This is a genomic window from Pseudomonas sp. CFBP 5748, assembly GCF_053850495.1.
On record NZ_JBSPTN010000001.1, the window covers coordinates 586,586 to 608,996 of the forward strand.

Annotated in this window: 24 protein-coding genes; 13 read left to right on the forward strand and 11 right to left on the reverse strand. The window is 58.3% G+C overall.

Annotated elements, in window-relative coordinates:
- Positions 1-6: 6 nt before the first annotated feature.
- Positions 7-690, forward strand: coding sequence for a lipoprotein-releasing ABC transporter ATP-binding protein LolD (gene lolD / locus ACWNZ1_RS02645; protein WP_162843734.1), 684 nt, complete (start codon positions 7-9; stop codon positions 688-690).
- Positions 691-753: 63 nt separating this feature from the next.
- The gene (locus ACWNZ1_RS02650) at positions 754-1,998 is read left to right on the forward strand and encodes a lipoprotein-releasing ABC transporter permease subunit (RefSeq protein WP_256452436.1); all 1,245 of its coding nucleotides are present in this window, start codon (positions 754-756) and stop codon (positions 1,996-1,998) included.
- A gap of 85 nt (positions 1,999-2,083) precedes the next feature.
- Here ACWNZ1_RS02650 and ACWNZ1_RS02655 read toward each other — a convergent pair whose 3' ends face one another.
- Both ACWNZ1_RS02655 and ACWNZ1_RS02660 read right to left on the reverse strand, forming a co-directional pair.
- On the reverse strand, positions 2,084-3,436 hold the full coding sequence (locus tag ACWNZ1_RS02655; protein ID WP_456027326.1) for a heavy metal sensor histidine kinase: 1,353 nt from the start codon (positions 3,434-3,436) through the stop codon (positions 2,084-2,086).
- Positions 3,433-4,113 (reverse strand): heavy metal response regulator transcription factor, encoded by a 681-nt coding sequence (locus ACWNZ1_RS02660; protein ID WP_135844542.1) that lies wholly within the window; start codon positions 4,111-4,113, stop codon positions 3,433-3,435. The genes ACWNZ1_RS02655 and ACWNZ1_RS02660 overlap by 4 nt, the downstream gene beginning before the upstream one ends.
- 152 nt (positions 4,114-4,265) lie before the next feature.
- Here ACWNZ1_RS02660 and copI point away from each other — a divergent pair, with 152 nt between their 5' ends.
- Positions 4,266-4,787 (forward strand): copper-resistant cuproprotein CopI, encoded by a 522-nt coding sequence (gene copI / locus ACWNZ1_RS02665; protein ID WP_135844543.1) that lies wholly within the window; start codon positions 4,266-4,268, stop codon positions 4,785-4,787.
- A 61-nt stretch (positions 4,788-4,848) separates the two neighbouring features.
- A complete protein-coding gene (gene queF / locus ACWNZ1_RS02670) occupies positions 4,849-5,679 on the forward strand; it encodes an NADPH-dependent 7-cyano-7-deazaguanine reductase QueF (RefSeq protein ID WP_256452438.1) in 831 nt (276 codons plus the stop codon).
- Positions 5,680-5,849: 170 nt separating this feature from the next.
- Here queF and ACWNZ1_RS02675 read toward each other — a convergent pair whose 3' ends face one another.
- Both ACWNZ1_RS02675 and ACWNZ1_RS02680 read right to left on the reverse strand, forming a co-directional pair.
- The gene (locus ACWNZ1_RS02675) at positions 5,850-6,113 is read right to left on the reverse strand and encodes a DUF4404 family protein (RefSeq protein ID WP_135844545.1); all 264 of its coding nucleotides are present in this window, start codon (positions 6,111-6,113) and stop codon (positions 5,850-5,852) included.
- A 109-nt stretch (positions 6,114-6,222) separates the two neighbouring features.
- Entirely contained in the window at positions 6,223-6,843 is a 621-nt protein-coding gene (locus ACWNZ1_RS02680) for an HAD family phosphatase (protein WP_256452439.1), read from the reverse strand.
- 201 nt (positions 6,844-7,044) lie between these two features.
- Between ACWNZ1_RS02680 and ACWNZ1_RS02685 the strand changes: the two genes are divergently transcribed.
- The 3 genes from ACWNZ1_RS02685 to rssC all read left to right on the forward strand — a co-directional run bounded on the left by ACWNZ1_RS02685 (position 7,045) and on the right by rssC (position 9,742).
- Positions 7,045-7,734 carry an MlaA family lipoprotein gene (locus ACWNZ1_RS02685; protein WP_135844547.1) on the forward strand — a complete coding sequence of 230 codons (690 nt, stop codon included), beginning with the start codon at positions 7,045-7,047 and terminating at the stop codon, positions 7,732-7,734.
- 344 nt (positions 7,735-8,078) lie between these two features.
- The gene (gene rssB, locus ACWNZ1_RS02690; RefSeq protein WP_003199694.1) at positions 8,079-9,260 is read left to right on the forward strand and encodes a two-component system response regulator RssB; all 1,182 of its coding nucleotides are present in this window, start codon (positions 8,079-8,081) and stop codon (positions 9,258-9,260) included.
- The gene (gene rssC, locus ACWNZ1_RS02695; RefSeq protein WP_025212773.1) at positions 9,260-9,742 is read left to right on the forward strand and encodes an anti-sigma factor antagonist RssC; all 483 of its coding nucleotides are present in this window, start codon (positions 9,260-9,262) and stop codon (positions 9,740-9,742) included. Before rssB ends, rssC begins: the two co-directional genes overlap by 1 nt.
- Positions 9,743-9,957: 215 nt before the next feature.
- Here the strand turns inward: rssC and tal are convergent, their stop codons facing one another.
- The 3 genes from tal to ACWNZ1_RS02710 all read right to left on the reverse strand — a co-directional run bounded on the left by tal (position 9,958) and on the right by ACWNZ1_RS02710 (position 12,427).
- Positions 9,958-10,884, reverse strand: coding sequence for a transaldolase (gene tal, locus ACWNZ1_RS02700; RefSeq protein ID WP_280944798.1), 927 nt, complete (start codon positions 10,882-10,884; stop codon positions 9,958-9,960).
- A gap of 179 nt (positions 10,885-11,063) precedes the next feature.
- On the reverse strand, positions 11,064-12,050 hold the full coding sequence (dusA, locus tag ACWNZ1_RS02705; protein ID WP_135844549.1) for a tRNA dihydrouridine(20/20a) synthase DusA: 987 nt from the start codon (positions 12,048-12,050) through the stop codon (positions 11,064-11,066).
- Positions 12,051-12,190: 140 nt separating this feature from the next.
- A complete protein-coding gene (locus ACWNZ1_RS02710; protein WP_135844550.1) occupies positions 12,191-12,427 on the reverse strand; it encodes a CopG family ribbon-helix-helix protein in 237 nt (78 codons plus the stop codon).
- Between the two features lie 784 nt (positions 12,428-13,211).
- On the opposite strand from ACWNZ1_RS02710, the gene ACWNZ1_RS02715 reads away from it, so the two are divergent.
- Positions 13,212-14,294, forward strand: a complete 1,083-nt coding sequence (locus ACWNZ1_RS02715; RefSeq protein WP_280944799.1) for an acyltransferase family protein — start codon at positions 13,212-13,214, stop codon at positions 14,292-14,294.
- A gap of 350 nt (positions 14,295-14,644) precedes the next feature.
- Here the strand turns inward: ACWNZ1_RS02715 and ACWNZ1_RS02720 are convergent, their stop codons facing one another.
- The 3 genes from ACWNZ1_RS02720 to ACWNZ1_RS02730 all read right to left on the reverse strand — a co-directional run bounded on the left by ACWNZ1_RS02720 (position 14,645) and on the right by ACWNZ1_RS02730 (position 16,226).
- Positions 14,645-15,367: a metallophosphoesterase gene (locus ACWNZ1_RS02720; RefSeq protein WP_256452476.1), complete on the reverse strand. Its 723-nt coding sequence runs from the start codon at positions 15,365-15,367 to the stop codon at positions 14,645-14,647.
- 90 nt (positions 15,368-15,457) lie between these two features.
- Positions 15,458-16,057: a putative adenosine monophosphate-protein transferase Fic gene (locus ACWNZ1_RS02725; RefSeq protein WP_456027327.1), complete on the reverse strand. Its 600-nt coding sequence runs from the start codon at positions 16,055-16,057 to the stop codon at positions 15,458-15,460.
- On the reverse strand, positions 16,050-16,226 hold the full coding sequence (locus ACWNZ1_RS02730) for a YhfG family protein (RefSeq protein WP_256452478.1): 177 nt from the start codon (positions 16,224-16,226) through the stop codon (positions 16,050-16,052). Before ACWNZ1_RS02730 ends, ACWNZ1_RS02725 begins: the two co-directional genes overlap by 8 nt.
- A gap of 509 nt (positions 16,227-16,735) precedes the next feature.
- On the opposite strand from ACWNZ1_RS02730, the gene ACWNZ1_RS02735 reads away from it, so the two are divergent.
- The 3 genes from ACWNZ1_RS02735 to ACWNZ1_RS02745 all read left to right on the forward strand — a co-directional run bounded on the left by ACWNZ1_RS02735 (position 16,736) and on the right by ACWNZ1_RS02745 (position 18,376).
- Entirely contained in the window at positions 16,736-17,011 is a 276-nt protein-coding gene (locus ACWNZ1_RS02735; RefSeq protein ID WP_456027328.1) for a hypothetical protein, read from the forward strand.
- A gap of 239 nt (positions 17,012-17,250) precedes the next feature.
- Positions 17,251-17,538, forward strand: a complete 288-nt coding sequence (locus ACWNZ1_RS02740) for a metal-sensing transcriptional repressor (RefSeq protein ID WP_018610008.1) — start codon at positions 17,251-17,253, stop codon at positions 17,536-17,538.
- Between the two features lie 7 nt (positions 17,539-17,545).
- Entirely contained in the window at positions 17,546-18,376 is an 831-nt protein-coding gene (locus ACWNZ1_RS02745) for a nickel/cobalt efflux protein RcnA (RefSeq protein ID WP_456027329.1), read from the forward strand.
- A gap of 16 nt (positions 18,377-18,392) precedes the next feature.
- Here the strand turns inward: ACWNZ1_RS02745 and ACWNZ1_RS02750 are convergent, their stop codons facing one another.
- Positions 18,393-19,343: a LysR substrate-binding domain-containing protein gene (locus ACWNZ1_RS02750; protein WP_256452480.1), complete on the reverse strand. Its 951-nt coding sequence runs from the start codon at positions 19,341-19,343 to the stop codon at positions 18,393-18,395.
- Positions 19,344-19,570: 227 nt separating this feature from the next.
- Between ACWNZ1_RS02750 and ACWNZ1_RS02755 the strand changes: the two genes are divergently transcribed.
- Together ACWNZ1_RS02755 and cuyB are read left to right on the forward strand one after the other, a co-directional pair.
- A complete protein-coding gene (locus ACWNZ1_RS02755) occupies positions 19,571-20,866 on the forward strand; it encodes a dicarboxylate/amino acid:cation symporter (protein WP_256452481.1) in 1,296 nt (431 codons plus the stop codon).
- 10 nt (positions 20,867-20,876) lie between these two features.
- The gene (gene cuyB / locus ACWNZ1_RS02760; protein ID WP_280944803.1) at positions 20,877-22,394 is read left to right on the forward strand and encodes a cysteate racemase; all 1,518 of its coding nucleotides are present in this window, start codon (positions 20,877-20,879) and stop codon (positions 22,392-22,394) included.
- The last annotated feature ends 17 nt before the right edge of the window (positions 22,395-22,411 follow it).

Genomic DNA, 22,411 nt, shown 5'->3' on the forward strand with positions numbered 1-22,411 from the left:
TCGGGCATGAGTGAAAAAGCGATTTTGAGCTGCCGTAACCTGGGCAAATCCTACGAGGAAGGCCCGGAGTCGGTGGTGGTGTTGTCGGGCCTGCAACTGGAGCTGCATCCGGGCGAGCGCGTGGCGATTGTCGGCACCTCCGGGTCGGGCAAGAGTACCTTGCTCAACCTGCTGGGCGGCCTCGATACGCCGACCGCCGGCAGTGTCTGGCTGGCGGGCGAAGAACTTTCGGCGCTGAACGAGAAGGCCCGTGGCCTGCTGCGCAACCGTTCCCTGGGCTTCGTTTACCAGTTCCACCATTTGTTGCCTGAGTTCACCGCCCTGGAAAACGTCTGCATGCCGCTGTTGATCGGCCGCACCGCGATTCCTGAAGCGCGTCAGCGCGCCACGGCATTGCTGGAGCGGGTAGGGCTGGGCCATCGCCTGGAGCATAAGCCGGCCGAACTGTCCGGTGGTGAGCGCCAGCGCGTGGCGATTGCCCGGGCCCTGGTCAACAAGCCTGGCCTGGTGATGCTCGATGAGCCGACCGGCAACCTCGACTCTCACACCGCCCAAGGCATCCAGGACCTGATGCTGGAACTCAGCACCTCGATGCGCACCGCGTTCCTGGTGGTGACCCACGACATGAACCTGGCCCGGCAGATGGACCGCGTCCTGCACTTGCAGGAAGGTTGCCTGACGCCCATCTGACCGACCGAAACCCGGTGTTTGCTACACACGCCGGGTCTCTTATTTTTATACGGTGCCCCGCGAATGTTCAGACCGTTATCGATTTTTATCGGCACGCGCTATACCCGCGCCAAGCGCCGCAATCGCTTTGTTTCGTTCATCTCCATGACTTCGATGATCGGCCTCGCCCTGGGTGTGCTGGCGATGATCGTGGTGCTGTCGGTGATGAACGGCTTCCAGCGCGAAATGAGTTCGCGCATCCTCGGCATGGTGCCCCACGCCACCATCGTCGGCGTCAATCCGATCGACGACTGGCAACCGGTGGCCGCCGCAGCGCTGAGAAATCCGGAAGTGGTCGCCGCCGTACCGTTCACCGAAATGGAGGGCATGCTCAGCCATAAAGGTTCGATGCAGCCGATTCAGATCAGTGGTATCGATCCGGCCCAGGAAGGCAAGGTGTCCATCGTCGCCCAGCATATCGTCCAGGGGCGTCTCGATGCGCTGAAGCCGGGTGAATTCGGCGTGGTGATCGGCGAAATCACCGCCCGGCGCTTTCGCCTCAACGTCGGCGACAAACTGACCCTGATCGTGCCGGAAATCAGCACCGCGCCGGGCGGCATTACCCCGCGCATGCAGCGGCTGAACGTGGTGGGTGTGTTCAAGGTCGGCGCCGAGCTGGATGGCTCCATGGCCTTGATCCACCTGGCCGACGCCGCGCAGATGCAGCACTGGCAGCCGAATCAGGTGCAGAGTGTGCGCCTGGCGGTGAAAGATCTGTACGCCGCGCCGCAAGTCTCTGGCGACATCGCCACGGGGCTTGGCGCGAAGTACAAGGCCGACGACTGGACCCACACCCAGGGCAGCCTGTTCAGTGCCATGAAAATGGAAAAAACCATGATTGGTTTGCTGTTGCTGATGATCGTCGCGGTGGCGGCGTTCAACATCATCGCCACCCTGATCATGGTGGTGAATGACAAGGGCGCGGACATCGCGATCCTGCGCACCATCGGCGCGACACCGCGGCAGATCATGGCGATCTTCATGGTCCAGGGCACGGTGATCGGCATCGTCGGCACACTGATTGGCGGCGTGCTGGGGGTGATTGCGGCGTTGAACGTCAGTGCCCTGGTGGGCTGGTTGGAGCGGGTCAGCGGCCAGCACATCTTCAGTTCCGATGTGTATTTCGTCAGCAACCTGCCATCGGAGCTTCAGCGCGGCGATGTGGTGTTGATCTGCTCCGCCGGGTTCATCCTGAGTTTCCTCGCCACGGTTTACCCGGCTTGGCGCGCGGCGAAGATCGAACCGGCGCAGGCGTTGCGCTATTCCTGAGAAACTACAAAATGGGTTTGCTGAGCCACTGCAAGCCCACGGGCAAGTGGCGATTGCCCCTGTGGCGAGGGAGCTTGTGTCGGCCTTAATCCCCCTTCGGCAACTCAATCACAAACCGCGTCCAGCCATCGGCCGATTCACATCGAATCTGCCCGCCATGAGCGCGGATGATCGAGCGGGTAATCGCCAGCCCGAGCCCTGCGTGCTCGCTGCTGCCTTCCTGGCGAGCCGGGTCGGCGCGGTAGAAACGGTCGAACAGGCGCGGCAGCAAGTCCGCTGAAATACCCTTGCCACTGTTTTCCACGCTTACGCTCACCATGTGAGCCTCATCGACAATTCGCACCCGCACTTCACCGCCACCGGGGGTGAAGCGCAGGGCGTTGTCCAGCAGGTTGGACAGCGCCCTGCGCAACATGCTGCGATCACCCTCGATGTGGCCTTTGCCCTCGCGGCTCAAGCGGACATCGGCGTCTTCGGCCAGCGGCGCGAAAAATTCCAGCAGCAGGTCCACTTCCTCCGCCAGTTCCAGCGGCTCGCGGTTGGGTGCCAGTAGGCCGTGGTCGGCCTTGGCCAGGTACAGCATGTCGTTGACCAACTGCGCCATCCATTGCAGTTCCTCGAGATTACTGTGCAGCGCTTCGCGGTAATCCTCCAGAGAACGCTCGCGGGTGAGGGTGACCTGGGTGTGGGTCAGCAGGTTTGACAGCGGCGTGCGCAGCTCATGGGCGATGTCGGCAGAAAACGCTGAGAGACGCTGAAAGGCATCGTCGAGGCGTCCGAGCATGGCGTTGATGCTGTGGGACAATTCCGCGAGTTCCGCGGGCATTTGCTCTTCTGGTAGTCGGGCGTTGAGGGAGCGGGCCGAGACACTGCCGGCGATGGCACCCATGCGTCGCAACGGTCGCAAGGCGCGTCGGGCGGCCCAGGCACCGAGCAGGGCGGTGGCCAGGGCCGAGAGGCCGACGGTCAGCCAGATCAGGCGCTGCATGCGTTGCAGGAAGTGCTGATGATGGGTGATGTCCAGCAGCAGCGTCAGTTGTGGCGAATTGGGTTGTTCGGGATACAACGGTGCGTTCAGTACACGGTAATCGCTGTCGCCATCGCTGAGGGTCGACAGCCCCGGGCGCTCGGGCAATTGCGCCGGAATCCGGATCGAGCTGTCGTACCAGCGCACCCCATCGCTGTCCTTGATGCGCAGCGCCAGGTCGGCCTGACGGCTCAGTTCATCTGCCAGGCGACTCTGGGCCTGCTCGGCATTGAGGTCCTGCAGGGCGCGGCGCAGTCCGATCAGTTTGCCTTCCAGCAGTTGCTGGTCCAGCTCGATGAAATGCGCCTCGCTGCCACGGCTGAACAACACCCCGGCAAACAGCGACACTACGGCGGTGCAGGCAGCGAACAGCAGCGCCAGCCGGCTGCTCAGTGACCACTGGCCCCTCACAGGCTGCGCTCTTCAAGCACATACCCCATGCCCCGCACGGTGTGGATCAGCTTGCTGGGGAAGTCATCGTCAATCTTGATTCGCAGGCGCCGTATCGCGACTTCGATCACGTTGGTGTCGCTGTCGAAATTCATGTCCCAGACCTGGGACGCGATCAGGGATTTGGGCAGGACTTCGCCCTGGCGCCGCAGGAGCATTTCCAGCAAGGCGAATTCCTTGGCAGTGAGGTCGATGCGTCGGCCGCTGCGTTCGACGCGTCGGCGGATCAGGTCCAGGCGCAAGTCGGCCAGTTGCAGGCTGGTTTCCTGAGGCGTCGAGCTGCCCCGGCGCAACAGGCTGCGCACCCGTGCCAGCAGTTCGGAAAAAGCGAAGGGTTTGACCAGGTAATCATCGGCGCCCAACTCCAGGCCGTGCACCCGATCCTCTACCGCATCCCGCGCCGTGAGGAACAGTACCGGCGTATCCAGCCCGGCCCCGCGCACGGCTTGCAGAATCTGCCAGCCATCGCGGCCGGGTAGCATCACGTCGAGGATCAGCAAGGCGTATTCGCCGCTCAAGGCCAGTTGCTGACCGGTGATGCCGTCGGCCACCAGGTCGGCATTGAACCCGGCTTCGCCCAGGCCCTGGCGCAGGTATTGGCCGGTTTTCGTTTGGTCTTCGACAATCAGCAGTTTCATGGGCAACTCAAGGCATGGTTGGAACAAGGGCGTTATACCGTGGCAGTCAGTGCCGTGGCGCAACCTGACAAAGTTGTAATCGAACCGTCAGCCGTCTGGCAGGCGGGCCAGGATAGAGTTTCCCACAAGCTGAATCTGATTGGAGTATGGACATGTTGATGGGAAAACGCTTGATCCTGGCCGCCTGCGCACTGGTTTTCAGCGCGCCATCCTGGGCGTCACCCGGCCATTTTGATTTCGGCCAGCCTGCGCCGGCGGCCAAGGCCAGTCGCAGCATTGATGTGGTGATGGGGGATATGACGTTCGATCCCGGCGCGCTTGATATCAAGGCAGGGGAAACCGTTCGTTTTGTGCTCATCAACAAAGGCCGGTTGCTCCACGAGTTCAACCTGGGCAATGTCGCGATGCATGCCCAGCATCAGCAGGAAATGCTCAAGATGCAACAGAGCGGACAGCTGACGCCGACTGCGATGAAGCAAGGCATGGACCATGCCTCCATGGGGCACGGCCAGGCGGGCATGGGCCACGACGACCCTAACAGTGTGCTGGTGGAGCCGGGCAAAACCGCCGAGCTGACCTGGACGTTCAACAAGGCTACGCGCCTGGAATTTGCCTGTAATGTTCCCGGCCATTACCAGGCCGGGATGAAGGGCGAGCTGACAGTCAGTCAGTAAGCACTCAAAGGCTGCGGCAAAGGCTGATAGAATCGGCTGATTCTTCAGTCAGGTTTCCGTCATGCATCCCGCAGCCGAACATTCGCCGCTGGGCAAGTCCAGCGAATACATCGCCACGTACACGCCGTCACTGCTGTTCCCGATCCCGCGTACCGCAAAATGGGCGGAGCTGGGCCTGACGGCCGAGACCCTGCCGTACAAAGGCGTGGATTTCTGGAATTGCTTCGAACTGTCGTGGCTGTTGCCGTCCGGCAAGCCGGTGGTGGCTATCGGCGAATTCTCGATACCTGCGGATTCGCCGAACATCATCGAGTCCAAATCCTTCAAGCTTTACCTCAATTCCTTGAACCAGACGCCGTTCGCCGATACCGAGAGCCTGGAAGCGACCCTGCGCCAGGACTTGTCCGCCGCTGCCGGTAAACCGGTGGGCGTGCGCGTTCGCAGTCTCAAGGACGTGGAGTGTGAAGGCATCGTGGCGCTGCCCGGCATGTGCATCGACGATTTGGACATCAGCGTCGACTCCTACGAGCACCCGCGCCCGGAACTACTAAGTTGCGATGATTCGCGCATCGTCGAGGAAAGCCTGCACAGCCATTTGCTCAAGTCCAACTGCCCGGTGACCAGCCAGCCGGACTGGGGCAGCGTGGCGGTGCAATATCGCGGTGCAGCCCTCGATCACGCGAGCCTGTTGGCCTACATCGTCAGCTTCCGCCAGCATTCGGATTTCCATGAACAATGCGTGGAGCGGATCTTTCTCGACTTGCAGCGCTTGCTCAAGCCGGAGAAGTTGACGGTGTATGCTCGGTATGTGCGCCGTGGCGGGTTGGACATCAACCCGTATCGCAGTACCGAAGACGTCCAGCTGCCGAACCACCGTTTGGTCCGCCAATGAATAACCCCTGTGGGAGCGAGCTTGCTCGCGATGAGGGCGGCACATTCAACATTGATGTTGGCTGACAAGCCGCTATCGCGAGCAAGCCCGCTCCCACAATGGGTTGCATTTCAGCTCGTGAAATTAAAAAGCCCCGCTATCGACAGCAGGGCTTTTGGCTTTTAGCGGGTTCAGATCCCCATATTGCCCAAGGCTTGCACGATATTGCGTAACGTCCCGGCAAGGGTCGGGTGTTCCAGTTCGAAGCGTTCGACGGCCAGGTTCACATTGTCGGCGAGGTTGGTGTCCGGTGTTTTGGTTTCCAGCTCAAGCTCAAGTTCGATCTGTTGCATCAGCGCGTGCAGGTCGTCGCGCTCGACTTCGGAAAGTGGTGGATTCTGTTCCAATTGCTCGCGCAGTTTATTGAGCTGTTCTTGCAATTCGCGGGCAGGCATTGGCGTACTCCCTTTATTGATAGGCACAGCCATGGACCGCGACGGTTCGTCAAAAGTCCATGGCTTGCCTTAAGAGTAATCCACCCTCACGCACCCTGCATGATCCCGGTCATGGCTTCTCGCCTTTGAGTCGGCGCAGGCTGATATCGGCCAGGCAGGTGTCGAGTTCGCCCAGGTGATCGATCACCGAATGCACCCCCAGGCCGAACAATTGCACGGTGGCCTTGGCGCGCTTGGTTTCCCGATCCTGTTTGCTTAGCGCCAGCCATTCATCCGGCGTCAGGCCACACAGCGAGCCGCAGGACGCCAGCCCGATGGTCCACAAACCGGCGTTGAGCCCCGATTGCAACAGCCTGGGTTCGCCACTGACCAACACGCAGCCGTCCAATTGCTGGACGTTCAGCGTCATCAAGGCTTGCCAGCAGGCATGCGGTGCCGGCCACGGATTATTTGTTGCTGGAAGTTGCGGCGGTTTGATCCAGGTCGGTAACGAGGCCGCCAGGGCATGACTGACAGCAGGTGGCAATTCATCGAGCCAGGCGCAGGGAATTTCCTGTCGCTGTAAGTGGTGCAGGCTCTCAAGGGCGCCAGGTGTCGGTTGCGCATGCTCGGCCGGCGCTGCCCCTGGCTGACGAATGCGTCCCCCGAAATCCACCAGGCATCCGCTCAGGCCAAACAATACAGCGGTCAGGCTGGGAGCGGGGAGGGGCAGGGCTTCGGCGCGGGGCATGGGAACGTCCTTGAAATACCCTGCAGCCTAACGTGCATCAATGACAGTCCAGTGACAGTGACATGAAGGCGTCGGGTGGTGGAAACGTCCTACGGTTTGCGCGTTTTTCAGTGCTGCCTATCTACGCGTTCCGTCTTATACTAGCCGCCTTACCGCCTGGGCTCGGCGCCCTTGCCTGATTAATCCAAGGAGTTTCCCCTTATGCGCTGGAGCCATTGTCTAGCTCAGCTGTGTTTGTCTGCCAGCGTCCTGCTGGTTCCGTTCGCTGCCCAGGCCGCCACGGAAGAAGATCCTTGGGAAAGCATCAACCGTCCGATCTTCACCTTCAACGACACGGTCGATACCTATGCGCTCAAGCCGTTGGCCCAGGGTTATCAGTATGTGACGCCGCAATTCCTCGAAGACGGCATCCATAACATGTTCCGCAACATCGGTGACGTGGGCAACCTGGCCAACAACTTGTTGCAGGCCAAGCCGGCCGCTGCCGGGACTGATACTGCACGGCTGATCTTCAACACCACCTTCGGTCTGTTGGGCTTCTTCGACGTGGGCACTCAGATGGGCCTGCAGCGCAGCGATGAAGATTTTGGCCAGACCCTGGGCTACTGGGGGGTGGGCAGCGGTCCCTATGTGATGCTGCCGCTGTTGGGGCCAAGCACCGTGCGTGACGCGCCAGCCAAGCTGGTCGATGACTACACCGCTCCGTATCGTTACATCGATAACGTTTCGGTGCGTAACTCTATCAGGGGCCTGAACATCGTAGACACCCGCGCCAGCCTGTTGTCGGCCGAGAAAATGGTGAGCGGCGACAAGTATGTGTTCCTGCGCAACGCGTTCCTGCAAAACCGCGAATTCAAGGTCAAGGATGGCCAGGTCGAAGACGATTTCTGATTTCGTCCGGTAAATCAGGAAGGCGGCCTAAAAGGCCGCCTTCCGTGCTTTGGCGCCGTGTTTGAGCGGGTTTGATCCTTCCATTGAGTTACGCTCCGCTCGGTTCTTATAACTCTCTGTACTTTGACAAATAAAGACGGCAAGCGGCTATCTGCCTGAGCTTGAAACGCCCCGCGGATGGGAGTACCGTCTGCGCCTTAGAAGGGCACCTCTGATGTAACTGTGTGTAGGGCAAAGGCCGGAAGCAGGTACGACAGAGAGGCTAGAAAGCGAATCCAGTAGTGCGCGCCAGGCCCAAGTGCCCAGCCCGCTACGCCAACCTAATTCTGGCGCCGTTTGCCCACATGCCAAAAACCAGTGCCACGCTGCTGATAATCGATGATGACGAAGTGGTGCGAGCCAGTCTCGCGGCCTACTTGGAAGACAGTGGTTTCAGCGTCCTGCAGGCCAGCAATGGCCAACAGGGTCTTCAGGTATTCGAGCAAGACAAGCCCGACCTGGTCATCTGCGACCTGCGCATGCCGCAGATGGGCGGACTCGAACTCATTCGCCAGGTCACCGAGCTTTCCTCGCAGACCCCGGTGATCGTGGTTTCGGGCGCGGGCGTGATGAACGACGCGGTCGAGGCGTTGCGCCTGGGCGCGGCGGATTACCTGATCAAGCCCCTTGAAGACCTGGCTGTGCTCGAGCACTCGGTACGTCGGGCCCTGGACCGTTCGCGCCTGCTGGTGGAAAACCAGCGGTACCGCGAAAAGCTGGAAACCGCCAACCGCGAACTGGAAGCCAGCCTGAACCTGTTGCAGGAAGACCAGAACGCCGGGCGCCAGGTGCAGATGAACATGCTGCCGGTCAGCCCTTGGGCCGTCGACGATTTCCGTTTTGCCCACCAGATCATCCCGTCGTTGTACCTGTCGGGAGACTTTGTGGACTACTTCCGGGTCGATGAGCGGCGAGTGGCGTTCTATCTGGCGGATGTTTCCGGTCACGGGGCTTCGTCGGCATTCGTCACGGTGCTGTTGAAGTTCATGACCACGCGCCTGTTGTTCGAATCCAAGCGCAACGGCACATTGCCCGAGTTCAAGCCATCAGAAGTCCTTGGGCATATCAACCGAGGCCTGATCAGTTGTAAGCTGGGCAAACACGTCACAATGGTCGGTGGAGTCATCGACGAGGAGACGGGTTTGTTGACCTATAGCATCGGCGGTCACCTGCCGTTGCCTGTTTTGTACACGCCAGACAGTGTTCGTTATCTGGAAGGGCGTGGTTTGCCGGTCGGCCTGTTCAACGAGGCCACCTACGAAGACCACGTGCTGGAATTGCCGCCGACATTCAGCTTGACGTTAATGTCTGATGGCATTTTGGACCTTTTGACAGAACCTACACTCAAAGAGAAAGAAGCGGCCTTGCCTGAACGGGTGAGTGCAGCGGGCGGCAGCCTGGAAGGCTTGCGTCAAGTGTTTGGATTAGCCACGCTCGGGGAGATGCCGGATGATATCGCCCTGTTAGTGTTGAGCAGGAATCTTTGATGAGTACTGGTAGAATCCAGTTCGCCGAGCAGGACGGCACCTTTGTCCTGAAGTTTGTCGGTGAAGTGCGCCTGACTCTATGTTCGGCGCTGGATGCGACTATTGAGCGGATCTTCACCGCGCTGAACTTCAGCGCCATCGTGATTGACCTGACCGAAACCCGCAGCATCGACAGCACCACCCTTGGCCTGCTGGCCAAGCTGTCGATCCTGTCGCGGCAAAAGGTCGGCCTGCTGCCGACCGTCGTCACCACCCACAACGACATCACCCGTCTGCTGCAGTCCATGGGCTTCGATCAGGTGTTCAACATCGTCGGCGATCCCGTGCCATGCCCTGAATGCCTGGACGACCTGCCTGACCAGGACCAGTCTGAAGAAGAAGTGCGGATCAAGGTGCTTGAAGCCCACAAGATCCTCATGGGGTTGAATGACTCCAATCGTGAAGCGTTTCATGACTTGGTGAATGCGCTGGAGCGGCCTTGAGCCTTGGGCTTTATGTAGGCTGCGCCGGCCTCATCGCGAGCAAGCTCGCTCCCACAGGTCTTGTGGCGTTCTCTTAATCGAGCCCAACCGACATCCCCCTGTGGGAGCGAGCTTGCTCGCGATAGCGTTTGTCGAGCCGCCACATCGCTTAAGCCAAACCGCATAAAAAAGGGCGAACCCACCAAGGTTCGCCCTTTTCACATCCCTGAATCAGCTCAAAGCTTGGCTTGCAGCAACGCTTCCAGCTTCTCCTGGTCCCGGGCAAACTGACGAATGCCTTCGGCCAGTTTCTCAGTCGCCATGGCGTCCTCGTTGGACAACCAGCGGAACTGCGCTTCGTTGAGAATCAAGCGCGCTTCCCCGGCTTGGCCTGGCGCAAGCTTGCGCTCAAGCTTGCCTTCATCGGCGGCCAGTTTTTCCAGCAGTTCCGGGCTGACGGTCAAGCGGTCGCAGCCGGCCAGTTGTTCGATCTGGTTGAGGTTGCGGAAGCTCGCACCCATGACCACGGTCTTATAGTCATTGGCCTTGTAGTAATTGTAGATGCGCGTCACCGACTGCACGCCCGGGTCATCGGCACCGGTGTAGTCGTTGCCATTGGCTTTCTTGTACCAGTCGTAGATCCGGCCCACGAACGGCGAAATCAGGAACACCCCGGCATCGGCACAGGCCGCAGCCTGGGCGAAGGAAAACAGCAGGGTCAGGTTGCACTGGATGCCTTCACGCTCCAGCTTCTCGGCGGCGCGAATGCCTTCCCAGGTGGAAGCGATCTTGATCAGCACGCGATCACGGCCAACGCCGGCTTTTTCATACAGATCGATCAGACGATGCGCACGCTTCAACATGGCTTCGGTATCGAACGACAGGCGCGCATCCACTTCAGTGGAAATACGCCCTGGAATCACCTTCAGGATTTCTTGCCCAACCGCCACGCCGAAACGGTCGCTGGCCAGGCCTACGTCACCCTTGCAGTCCGCGACGCAGGCGTTCAGCAGCTCGGCATAGCCGTGGATGGCCGAAGCCTTGAGCAGCAAGGAAGGGTTGGTGGTGGCATCCACGGGTTTAACGCGGGCGATGGCTTCGAAGTCGCCGGTATCGGCCACTACGGTAGTGAATTGTTTGAGTTGTTCCAGCTTGGAAGTCATGAGCGTGCTCTGTCCTATGGGTCTGTTGACATTACCCGAGGGCCGGCAGCCACTCAAGGGCGTGAAGAGGTATCAAATGGCCCCGGTGGCAACAACCTGAAAACGGCTGTTTGAAAGGTCGGGGCGGGTATCGGTAGATACGATTCCAAAACAGGCCGCAGGTTCAAAGCAAGTGACGGTCAGCGCCCTTCCAGCAACTGCCCCGCCTGATCCAGCAACGCCAACGGATCCTTGGTTTTGTGAATATCCACCGACAATAACTGCCGAAACCGCCTTGCTCCCGGAAAACCGGTGCCCAGCCCGAGCACGTGACGAGTGATGTGATGCATCGCGCCACCAGCGGCCAGATGATTGGCGATATACGGCCGCAACTGTGCCAATGCCTCGGCCCGGCTGATGATCGGTGCGGTGCTGCCAAACAGCTGTTGGTCCACCTCGGCCAGCAGATACGGGTTGTGATACGCCTCGCGACCCAACATTACGCCATCGAAGGTCTGCAAATGCTCATGGCACGCCTCCAGCGTCTTGATTCCGCCGTTGAGCACAATCTCCAACTCCGGAAAGTCCGCCTTCAACCGCGCGGCCACGTCATACCGCAGCGGCGGGATGTCTCGATTCTCCTTCGGCGACAACCCCTCCAGAATCGCAATCCGCGCATGCACGGTAAAACTCGTGCACCCGGCGTCACGCACCGTCCCGACGAACTCACACAACTGCTCGTAACTGTCCCGCCCATTGATCCCGATCCGATGCTTAACCGTCACCGGAATCGACACGGCATCACGCATGGCCTTCACACAATCGGCCACCAACACCGGATGCCCCATCAGGCAGGCACCAATCATGTTGTTCTGCACCCGGTCGCTGGGGCAGCCGACGTTGAGGTTCACCTCGTCGTAGCCGTGCTCCTGGGCCATCCGGGCGCACGCGGCCAGGTCGGCGGGAACACTGCCGCCCAGTTGCAGGGCCAGGGGGTGTTCGGACTCGTGGTGGCGCAGGAAACGTTCGTGGTCGCCGTTGAGTAACGCGCCGGTGGTGACCATTTCGGTGTAGAGCAGGGCGTGTTTGGAGAGGATGCGTAGGAAGAACCGGCAGTGGGCGTCGGTCCAATCCATCATCGGGGCAACGGAGAAGCGGCGGGACAGCGGGGCAGTTTGTAGGGGCATTGGGAATCTGGGTCAGCGAGGCGAGTGGCACAGTTTATCAGGGAAGGGCAGGAGGTGTTGGGAGAGCAATATTGCGCCGACTTCACCATTTGGTACGGGGGCGTTGTCGAGTGTGAAATACGCCGAGTATTTGGAGGCGATCACCGTGTACTCCAGCGCCGAGCACGCATAGCTGCCACTTGGTCACCGGTAACAAATTTGCCTTGATCAGCTTCCTTTACGGCAAGTTCGATCTGCGTGGTCAGAGCTTTTTCGTGTTCGATGTAGTCGCGAAGAACGTCTCGCGTCAGGTAGTTCGCACTTTGACCGGTGGTCTTGGCCAGATCGGCGAGGGAGTTTGATAGCTCTTCAGGCCGATTTAGCGTTATACCGGACAAGGCTGTCTCGATGGGGGAGGTTTGTCAGGCATCTTATACCGTTGAACGCTCGCTTTAATCCTTAGACCGTCGCTAGGTGTATCTCGACGTGAGTTGTTCCCCTCCTGCGCAGACACGAAGAGTTTCGCCGATGCTGTCGTCAAAGGGTACATTTCTGCGGGGGGAGTGTGGTTTGGAGCAGGCCGGTCCAACGACTAAAATCGCTCGACTCTTACTCTTATTGCCTTCTTGATAGGGGATTTAATAAAACGGGCCCCTTTCTTTAATTTAGCAAGCGAGATCGGCAATGTAGCAACTGGGCACGATCACATCGCGTAAGTGCCAAGTCAACTTGACGGCCTACAAAGCGCAGATACGGATTAATCGGGACGGGAGGACAGTTTATTAGTAAATCTAGCCCTTCCACCGCAAGCAGGTCATCCGGGTCCGGATCTAACGCCGCGAAACGGAGCTGGCGGAATCTGTTGGCAGCGAGCGCGCAAACCGAAAAGCTGTAACGATCAGGGGATGATCCAGCCGTGCCTGGCAAGGCGCGCTTGGCTGCGTTTAATCACAGTGCTACCGAGGTTCGCCTGGAAATGGCCGGGCCCGAGATCCCCACGTTTTAGCCTGTCCTTGTGGTGGGGCGTCGTTGGAAAAAACTAGCGGCTACCTCCCCAAAACTAATGTAGATAATTTGTAAGCTAATACTTACAATGCTTCCGTAAGTCTATGGCCGTCATGCCTCTGAACGGGGTAAAAATAATCCATGCGTCAGGACGTAACTTAAGTAGGGACACGTGTTGTGATTAAGAGCTTGACCATCGGGCAATCGACCATGCTCAACCTCATACGAGCGTTGGCTGCCTTCTCAGTCTTGGTAGGTCATACCCTTGTAGGAGTGGTTCCGGTAAGTTGGTTTGGAAAGGTAGTTCCCTTTCAGAGTCTGGCCGTTGTTGTTTTTTTCTGGCTATCAGGGTTTCTGATCGCTTATCAATGTTTGAATAAGGTCAAATATAGTTTTAGTGAATATATGATCGATCGCTTCAGCAGGATTTATGTTCTGTATATTCCGGCGCTGATTATTTCATATGTTGTTTTTATAATGGTGTTAGGTCGTGTACCTCCAGCAACTTGGGACTTGGTCGGGCACCTTCTGCAGCTTCAGCATACTCCGTTTGCTCGGATGATTGAAGGCGTGCCGCCGATAAAGGTTTACGGTGGTAACAGTGTTCTTTGGACGATAGCCATTGAATGGTGGTTGTATGTATTTTTCGGCATTGCTTTTTTTTGGCGGTCGATGTCCTTGACTGAAAGAGTCTTTGCAATTGCCCTTGCTGGACCTGCGGTCCTCGTTGTGGGGTATTTTACGGTATGGGAGTCTGTTGCATGGGAGTGGTTTCTTGGGGCCGCCTGTGCTGCGATTTATGTTTATGCACCGCAGACTAACTGGAAGCAAATTCTTGTACCGCTTGCCGCCGTTGTAGTTGGAATGTTGTGGCGGTTTCAGAAGCTTTCGCTAGCGAGTCAGATAAATATGTATGATTTGCAGCTTATGATTCTAGTCGGTGTGGTATTGATGTTTGTAGTGTTAGCGAGCACGAATCTTCCCGTCGTCTCGTCAGTCAGGTGGGTAGTGGCGAAAGGTGCATATGTCTCTTATGCAATGTACCTAACGCATGAGCCGATTCGCGTGTTGATCAGCAAGTATATGAATGTGTCCCAAATGGCCAATGCGTGGCTGTCAATCTTCCTGTGTGTGCTGTTTGCGGCTGCTTGCGCATGGCTTCTTGAAGACAAACATCTGGACCTGCGTCGCTGGCTGAAAAAGAAGCTCATTGCTCCCGAGCGAGAGCTGATTACGGTCCAGGCCAATAAGCTGAGCTAGGTTCAACCATCATAGCCCGCCATGTGCGGGCTTTTTTACATTTGAATTTGTCCTTCGCCAAGCAGGAAGGCCACTGCAGCGATAGTCGCCGAATATTTGAACGCACCACGTTGAAGCGCGCATCATCACTGGAAGAGGTTCTAAATATCCGTGCCCCCGCACGCTTATCTGGTCTCTATCGCAAGGGAGAGCAAGCAAGGGGCGGGCATTCTCGAGGGGATCTCGCGAGTGGATCGAACAATGGAGTTTGCGCAGGGGCACATCGTTGTCAGTGCGGCTGAACAACGAGCCCGTATGTAAACGGCTAGGCATGCGGGTAGTCTGGGAGCGAGTACGACTGATCCCTTAACTCATTGTGTCATGCTGATGTCGGTGATGGTTTCGGTTTTGATCTCTACGAGGCTTAACGCCCCATCGGAAAATGAACAGCCGGTGTCGGTATATATGACGTTGCCCAGACGTGTGACGCTCGACACTGTTGAGTGGCCAACGTAGAGCTGGTTTATTCCTTTTATTGGAGTGTGGTCTTGTCGCTCGATTTTTTCTCTGGCATACAGCGCTGTTTTCAGGGCCAACTGCTGATTTTGTTCCCCGAGTTTTCCAGTTATTGCGTCCTTTGCTTCCTGCCAGCCATCGTGATGTCTGCTGATAGGCGCTTCGGCATGCACAATGCCAATTGTTCGATCGCTTGCCAAATTGACTTCAATGATTAGTGGGAGTTCTTGCAAGGACTTTAAAAGTTCATGCTGGGTGGCGGGTTGTAGTGTATAGAGCCAAGCGCCGCCGTTTCGGATATGCCGGGGGATATCTCCGTGGCCGGAGATACAGTCAATAAGCATCTGCTCATGATTGCCGCGCACCGCATGGAACCACGGCTCCTTAAGCCAGTTCAACACGTCTTCGGAATCGGGGCCCCGGTCGATGAGATCGCCCACGGAAAAAATACGATCCAGATCAGTATTGAAGTTTAGTTTGTTTAAGGCTGACGTTAGAAGCTTGAAGTGCCCGTGAATGTCGCCCACTACAAAGTCTCGACCTTCTTTGTTGAGTGGGAATGACTTTGTCTTGTACATGTTCAGTGCTTCAGCAGATGTTAATTGGCGGCAACTGTATCACTTGGCGGAGTAAATCGTAAGGCGGTGAGGGTGAGTACAGTCGGCTGGTCAAGGCCGAATCGGCTGTCCGATACACTTTTCGAATACCAGCTCCATCGGTCCAGGGACGCAGTTGTAAGCCGCGATATTTGCGCAGATCCACTCATCTTTCTCAATTCCCCACCAGCTGATTTCAAATCCGGCATTCATGATGAGGTGTTCAAACAGGATGCGTTGCGCACGGCCATTGCCTTCGCGGAAGGGGTGTACGACGTTGATATCGGAATAGGCTTCTGCAACGGCGACGATCAGGTCAGCCCGGCTCATCCCCTCGAACCAGTTTGCCGCCGCCATGTTGGCGAATATTTTATTGGCTTCCTTTTCCATGTACTCGGGTTGGCAGAAGCGGGTGGCTTGTTTGGACATGCCAACGGTGCGCAGCTCCCCAGCCCACTCGAAGAGGTCCGAAAAGAGAATTCGATGAATGTTCTGCAGATCAGCCAGGCTGTAGGGAGGAGGGCTGAATTCGACGTTGTCCGCCGCGATGGCCGAGAGCTGTTGTTCGGCTGCGCTTAGGGTCAGTTCGTCACGGATGTCGAGTTTGTTGCGAAGGACCGTGGAGCCGGGATAGCAATAAGCGTCCTCGCCGACTCCATATTTGTCAGGCATTAGTTCTGGTCTGGGTGAAGGCCTTCAAGACCTCTTCACGCGTTGGCATTTTGCGTTCGCCGTCCGCGAAGGTCGTTTTGAAACCTTCCAGACGGAGGCTAGCCGCGTAGTTGGATCTGCGCGTCCTGGCGGCATAGGCTTTTTTGGTTTCAAGGCTGACATTGCCCATGGGCTGGACCTCAAATCGCGCTGGTGGGCGGATTATAGCCCATCCCGCAGGCATGGCCTATGTTGCGACCTGGACGAAAGGCGTTGAGCGCTCATTCGTTTCGAGATTTGTCCTTGCCGCCCATAGTTGCGCAGCCTAATCCATCGCCGGACGCCCCCATCGGAAATTTCCCTCAAGCTGTGTCGCTCCCCGCTGACTATTCACCGAATCACCCCGTGCGCTAAGTTTTCTCCGTCGCTGCAAATTCAGCGGCAGGGTGTGGAAGCCCTAATGCCTGGGATTTTTTCAATTAATCCTGAGATCACCCAATGAAAAAAGGTACAGCTATTGCTTTAAAACTGTGTCCGCAAGGCACGCATTATCTCAACCTCATCCAATCTGTGTTCCATTACATCAACTACCACCTCCTGCTCAACCTACGAATTCCGACCTCGGATTCGGTCCTTCATCCGTGGCATCCCTATCTTTAGCCCAGCACTGACCTCCCATCCCCGCAGGAGTAACCCCTCATGTCCCGTTACATGCCCATCACCGGTATCGAAAACAACTTTCACGCGCTCTTGATCGACACAGAAGCACCGCTGGACGTGCTGCACGACACCGCCGCTTACCGCATCGCCGCTGTCACCCAGTTGCTGGAAAACCTCGCCATGCGTTCCGACATCAGTACGGACGCGGTGGTACTCCATGGTTTTGCCCAAGTGCTAGCGATTCCCCTGCGCGACGGGTGTGATTTGCTGGATGTGATTGGGCGGCGATTGCAGGCGCAGGTTTTGGCGTCGTAAGGGAAGTGGGTGATCTCATAAGGTCTCCTGCCTGACTCACCATCCTTTGCAGGCAGCGATTTGTGGGAGCGGGCTTGCTCGCGAAAGCGGTGTGTCAGTTTGCAGGATGCTGGCCGTGCCGACGCCTTCGCGAGCAAGCCCGCTCCCACAGGTTAATCAGCGTTTCGATGGGTTTGCTTGTATCCTCCCTGGGGGGATAGGATGGCGGCGTTAATTCACCGAAACCCAAGGCTCAAGTCATGAGTGCGCACGACCACGAACATCCCCACCAAAGCCATGCGGCGATCATCAAGCGCCTCAAGCGGGCGGACGGTCATTTGCGCAGCATTATCACGATGATCGAAGAGGGTCGTGAGTGCGTGGATATCGCTCAGCAGTTGCATGCGGTGGAAAAAGCGGTGTGCCAGGCCAAGCGCACGTTGATCCAGGATCACATCGATCACTGCCTGGAGGACACCGTTTCGTCGCTGAATAAAGGCGAGCGCGCGCCCCTGGAAGCCTTCAAACAAATCACCAAGTACCTCTAGGCCCGACATGCCCAATTTTGCTGAATTGCTGCAACAGGGGGGCGCTCACGCCTGGCTGTATTTTCCCAGCGCTGTCTTGCTGGGCGCCTTGCATGGTTTGGAACCGGGCCACTCAAAAACCATGATGGCGGCGTTTATCGTGGCCATCCGTGGCTCGGTAAAGCAAGCGGTGTTGCTGGGCTTGGCGGCTACGCTTTCCCACACGGCCGTGGTGTGGCTGGTCGCCATTGGCGGCATGTACCTCGGCCAGGGGCTGGATGCCAAGACCACCGAGCCCTATTTCCAACTGGCGTCTTCCGGGCTGATCATCGCCATCGCGTTGTGGATGTTGTGGCGTACCTGGCGTGGCGAGCAGGTGTTCAAGCTCGAGCATCGTCACGATCACACTCATCATCACGATCATCACGACGACCACAACCACGACGAGCTGAAAGACCTGGCGCCGTCCCTCGATGGCTATCAGGATGCCCATGAGCGGGCGCACGCCAACGATATCCGTAAGCGCTTCACCAATCGGGAGGTCACCACGGGCCAGATCGTCGTGTTCGGCCTGACGGGCGGTTTGATTCCTTGCCCGGCGGCCATTACCGTCTTGCTGCTGTGCCTTCAGGTCAAGGAAGTCGCGCTGGGCGGCATGCTGGTGCTGAGCTTCAGTATCGGCTTGGCAATCACCCTCGTGACCGTGGGCGCGGCTGCGGCCATAGGGGCAAGGCAGGCCTCCAACCGCTGGCCTTGGTTGGGCAGTGTTGCGCGGCGCGCACCTTACCTGTCCAGCGTGTTGATCATCGGTGTTGGTTTGTACGTCGGTATCCACGGCTGGAACGGTTTGAACGCGTAGCCCGAGCGCAGATCATTCAGCCGGTGGTTCCCGCTAGCGCCGCAGACGCATTGCCAGGTCGATGCAGTGAAGCCCCCTCCAACGTCTTCCACAGCTTACGCATCGTCGGATTCCGATTGGCGATCGCACAATACGAGCGGATCTCCAGCCGCGTGCTCCATTCCTCGCTGCCAGCCCGGACCAACAACCCACGCTCCAACTCATCGGCCACCGCGCTCTGTGGCAACCAGGCCACGCCATAGCCTTCGATGGCCATGCGCATCAGCAGCATCGCCATGTCGGCCTCGTAACAGCGCTCCAGCTCAGTCGGTGCCGGGCCGTTCTTGATGACGATATCCGCCACGCGACCCAGGAATGTCGTGGCCGTGTAGGCCAAGTAAGGGACGGGTTTGCCGGAGCGGCCCGGCAAGGGGAACAGCGGTTCGCCTTTAGGGTTGGGGGCACACAGAGGGATGAACGCATCGTGGCCGAGGGTCAGGCTGCCGAAGCGCTCGGCGTCCAGCAGGATCGGCGCCAGCGGATGGTGGTAGACCATCATCAAATCGCAACTGCCTTCCTCCAGCGCGATAACGGCGTCATGAATATTGGCGGCGACCACCCGAGCGTTGAACTGCTCGGTGTTTTGCTGGAACTGCGAAAGCCATTTCGGCAGAAAGGTCATCGAGAGGCTGTGACCTGCGGTGATCTGGATGGAGCGTCCCGGCATCCGCTCTACGTCACGCAGCATCGAGCGCAATCTCAGTAAACCGGCGAGGGCTTCTCTGCTTTCGTCGCAGAAGGTGATGCCTGCGGCCGTGAGCTGGACGGGGTAGGTGCCACGGTCCACCAGCTTGACCCCCACCCATTCCTCGAGGCACTGGATTCGGCGCGACAAGGCCGATTGCGTCACGCAGCGGACTTCGGCGGCGCGGGAGAAGTTTTTCCATTCGGCGATCGCCAGTAGATCGTCCAGCCACTTGAGTTGCATATCAGGATCTCCCGCTGTGAGAGCGCCATTTTACGTCGCAACTGCCTGGCCCAGCGTGGCTTTTCGTTAACTATTCCAAAAGCGCATGGAGCTAGCAGGATTACTCATCATCTCCCCGGATCCGCTCCTTAGAATCATTACCGTAGTACCCATGCCGTCAAGAGTATCGGTACATCCACTTGATCCCTGCCAAGTAAAAACTCCAATAACTACTTGAGGACAGCACCGTGAAGAAGAATAAGCTCCCACGTCGAATTGCAATGGGTATCGCCCTCGGCGTGCTGGTGGGTTGGGCGTGTCACCATTTCGCAGGGAGCGAGCAAAGTGCCAAAGAGATAGCTTCTTACTTTTCGATGGTCACCGATATTTTCCTGCGCATGATCAAGATGATCATCGCGCCGCTGGTCTTTGCGACGCTGGTCGGTGGTATCGCCAGCATGGGCAATTCACGTTCCGTCGGCAGGATTGGCGCTCGGGCGATGGCCTGGTTCGTTACCGCTTCGGTGGTATCGCTGCTGATCGGTATGGGCCTGGTCAATCTGTTTCAACCCGGTGCCGGGCTGAATATGGACGTGGCCCAGCAAGCAACGGCTGCCGTGCCGGTCAACACCGGCGATTTCAGCCTCAAGGCGTTCATCGGTCATGTGTTCCCTCGCAGTATTGCTGAGGCGATGGCCAACAACGAGATCCTGCAGATCGTGGTGTTTTCGCTGTTCTTCGGCTTTGCGTTGGCGGGCGTGAAACGGGCGGGCTATACGCGGATCACCGACTCCATCGAAGAGCTGGCGAAGGTGATGTTCAAGATCACCGACTACGTCATGGCCTTCGCGCCGATTGGGGTTTTTGCCGCCATCGCCTCGGCCATCACCACCCAGGGGCTTGGCTTGCTCGTCGATTACGGCAAGCTGATTGCCGAGTTCTACTTGGGGATCCTGATCCTCTGGGTGCTGCTGTTCGGTGCCGGATACCTGTTTCTCGGTCGCTCCGTTTTCCACCTCGGCAAGCTCATCCGCGAGCCGATCCTCCTGGCGTTTTCCACCGCCAGCAGCGAGTCCGCCTACCCGAAAACCATCGAAGCGCTGGAGAAGTTTGGCGCACCCAAACGCGTGTCCAGCTTCGTGTTGCCCCTGGGTTATTCGTTCAACCTGGACGGTTCCATGATGTACCAGGCGTTCGCCATCCTGTTCATCGCCCAGGCCTACAACATTGACCTGAGTTTCACCCAGCAACTGCTGATTCTTCTGACATTGATGATCACCAGCAAGGGCATGGCCGGTGTCGCACGCGCCTCGGTCGTCGTGGTCGCGGCCACGTTGCCGATGTTCAATCTTCCTGAGGCGGGACTGTTGTTGATCATTGGCATCGACCAGTTCCTGGACATGGCCCGCACGGCCACCAACGTGGTGGGTAACAGCATCGCGACGGCGGTGGTCGCCAAGTCCGAGCCTTTCGAAGAGGCCGCTGAAGACGAGGGCGCGCACTTCCCCATTCGGTCCCGATCCGAACCGGTTCCGGTTGTTTGAGGAGAGGGTCATGAAGGTTAAAGCGAAGGTGAGCCACCAGGCCTCTGTTGTCCGCAAGTTGGGCATTGTCGGTGGGCTTGGGTCACTGGCCGGGGGCGATCTGTTCTACAAGTTGGTCAAGTCCCGGGCGGTGCTCGAGGATCAGGGTCGCTACCACTTTCTGTTCGAGCAGCACCCCTTCAAGGATGTGCTGTTGCCGCTGGACCAAGGCGCGAGCATGACGTCGCGCAAGTTCTATGTGTTCCAGGTGTGCAAGTCGTTCGAGGAAAGTGGTTTCGATGCGGTGATGCTCCCGTGCTTCGCCAGCCAGACTTTCCGCGCGGAAATAGAAGAGGAACTGGGCATTCCCGTGCTGGACATGATGGCTGCCTTGACCCGGCACGTCAGCCACACGGTGCCACCCCAGACGACCCTGGGCGTCATCGCCTCTGACTTCGTGCGTCATTGCGGATTGTTCGAGCGGCATTTTGGGAAAGACTTCCAGATTGTCTACCCCGACGCAGATGCTCAAGCAGGGTTGATGGACGCCATGTACGGCCTCAACGGCATCAAGGACGGTCACCTCGACGGTGTGCCGCTTGAAGCGGTCTACCAGGCGTGCCTCTCGTTGCAAGCCCAGGGTGCGACGGTGGTCCTGCCCGGCATGACCGAGCTTTCGCTGGTGTGTGCCGACTTGCAGCGCCGTGGGATCGCGGTGCTGGATATCAACGAGATCTACGCGGACTTCGCGACGCTGGATCAGCAACAGCCCAGGCGGCCGCCCTTCAAATTGGGCATCGTCGGCGGCGTTGGGCCTGCCGCCACGGTGGATTTCATGGCCAAGGTGGTGGCCAATACGCCGGCGGGAAAGGACCAGGACCACATCAAGATGGTGGTCGAGCAGAACCCGCAGATACCGGACCGGACGGCGAACCTGCTACGGGATGAAACCGATCCGACCATGGCGATGTACGCCACCTGCAAACGCCTCGAAAGCGCGGGTGCCAACGCCATCGCGATTCCTTGCAATACCGCCCATGCCTTCGTCGAGCGCATCCAGGCACACCTGAGGGTGCCCATCGTCAACATGCTGACCGAGACGGTGGAGTGGGTCGTGCACACCTACGGTTCGGGCAAGGCGATTGGTCTGCTGGCGACCTCCGGTACCGTGCAAAGCCAGGTCTATCACCAGGCGGCACGCCGCGCCGGGCTTCAGATCCTTACGCCGGGTGTCGATTATCAGGCGATGGTCATGGACGCCATCTACGGGCCGCGGGGGATCAAGGCTGGTTTCACAGAAGGGCTTTGCAGGGAGCAACTGTTGCTGGCGGCGGAGCATTTGTGTGAGTTGGGGGCGGGGGTTCTGATTTTGGGGTGTACGGAGTTGCCCTTGGTGCTTGGGCATTGCGAAGCGTTCGACCTCAATGGGCACACCGTGGCGCTTGTTGATCCGACGATGATCTTGGCGTTGAAGTGTGTTGCCTTGGCGCAAAGGCCCGGCCTCGTGGGAGCAAGGCTTGCCCGCGGTGAAGCTAACGCGGTCTCCTGAAGGCCAAGGCGCCTGCA

Bases quoted from the DNA above. Each gene is read 5' to 3' on its own strand.
- lolD (WP_162843734.1), top strand. From the start codon at position 7: ATGAGTGAAAAAGCGATTTTGAGCTGCCGTAACCTGGGCAAATCCTAC.
- ACWNZ1_RS02650 (WP_256452436.1), top strand. From the start codon at position 754: ATGTTCAGACCGTTATCGATTTTTATCGGCACGCGCTATACCCGCGCC.
- ACWNZ1_RS02660 (WP_135844542.1), bottom strand. From the start codon at position 4,113: ATGAAACTGCTGATTGTCGAAGACCAAACGAAAACCGGCCAATACCTG.
- copI (WP_135844543.1), top strand. From the start codon at position 4,266: ATGTTGATGGGAAAACGCTTGATCCTGGCCGCCTGCGCACTGGTTTTC.
- queF (WP_256452438.1), top strand. From the start codon at position 4,849: ATGCATCCCGCAGCCGAACATTCGCCGCTGGGCAAGTCCAGCGAATAC.
- ACWNZ1_RS02675 (WP_135844545.1), bottom strand. From the start codon at position 6,113: ATGCCTGCCCGCGAATTGCAAGAACAGCTCAATAAACTGCGCGAGCAA.
- ACWNZ1_RS02680 (WP_256452439.1), bottom strand. From the start codon at position 6,843: ATGCCCCGCGCCGAAGCCCTGCCCCTCCCCGCTCCCAGCCTGACCGCT.
- ACWNZ1_RS02685 (WP_135844547.1), top strand. From the start codon at position 7,045: ATGCGCTGGAGCCATTGTCTAGCTCAGCTGTGTTTGTCTGCCAGCGTC.
- rssB (WP_003199694.1), top strand. From the start codon at position 8,079: ATGCCAAAAACCAGTGCCACGCTGCTGATAATCGATGATGACGAAGTG.
- rssC (WP_025212773.1), top strand. From the start codon at position 9,260: ATGAGTACTGGTAGAATCCAGTTCGCCGAGCAGGACGGCACCTTTGTC.
- tal (WP_280944798.1), bottom strand. From the start codon at position 10,884: ATGACTTCCAAGCTGGAACAACTCAAACAATTCACTACCGTAGTGGCC.
- dusA (WP_135844549.1), bottom strand. From the start codon at position 12,050: ATGCCCCTACAAACTGCCCCGCTGTCCCGCCGCTTCTCCGTTGCCCCG.
- ACWNZ1_RS02720 (WP_256452476.1), bottom strand. From the start codon at position 15,367: ATGTACAAGACAAAGTCATTCCCACTCAACAAAGAAGGTCGAGACTTT.
- ACWNZ1_RS02725 (WP_456027327.1), bottom strand. From the start codon at position 16,057: ATGCCTGACAAATATGGAGTCGGCGAGGACGCTTATTGCTATCCCGGC.
- ACWNZ1_RS02730 (WP_256452478.1), bottom strand. From the start codon at position 16,226: ATGGGCAATGTCAGCCTTGAAACCAAAAAAGCCTATGCCGCCAGGACG.
- ACWNZ1_RS02735 (WP_456027328.1), top strand. From the start codon at position 16,736: ATGTCCCGTTACATGCCCATCACCGGTATCGAAAACAACTTTCACGCG.
- ACWNZ1_RS02740 (WP_018610008.1), top strand. From the start codon at position 17,251: ATGAGTGCGCACGACCACGAACATCCCCACCAAAGCCATGCGGCGATC.
- ACWNZ1_RS02745 (WP_456027329.1), top strand. From the start codon at position 17,546: ATGCCCAATTTTGCTGAATTGCTGCAACAGGGGGGCGCTCACGCCTGG.
- ACWNZ1_RS02750 (WP_256452480.1), bottom strand. From the start codon at position 19,343: ATGCAACTCAAGTGGCTGGACGATCTACTGGCGATCGCCGAATGGAAA.
- cuyB (WP_280944803.1), top strand. From the start codon at position 20,877: ATGAAGGTTAAAGCGAAGGTGAGCCACCAGGCCTCTGTTGTCCGCAAG.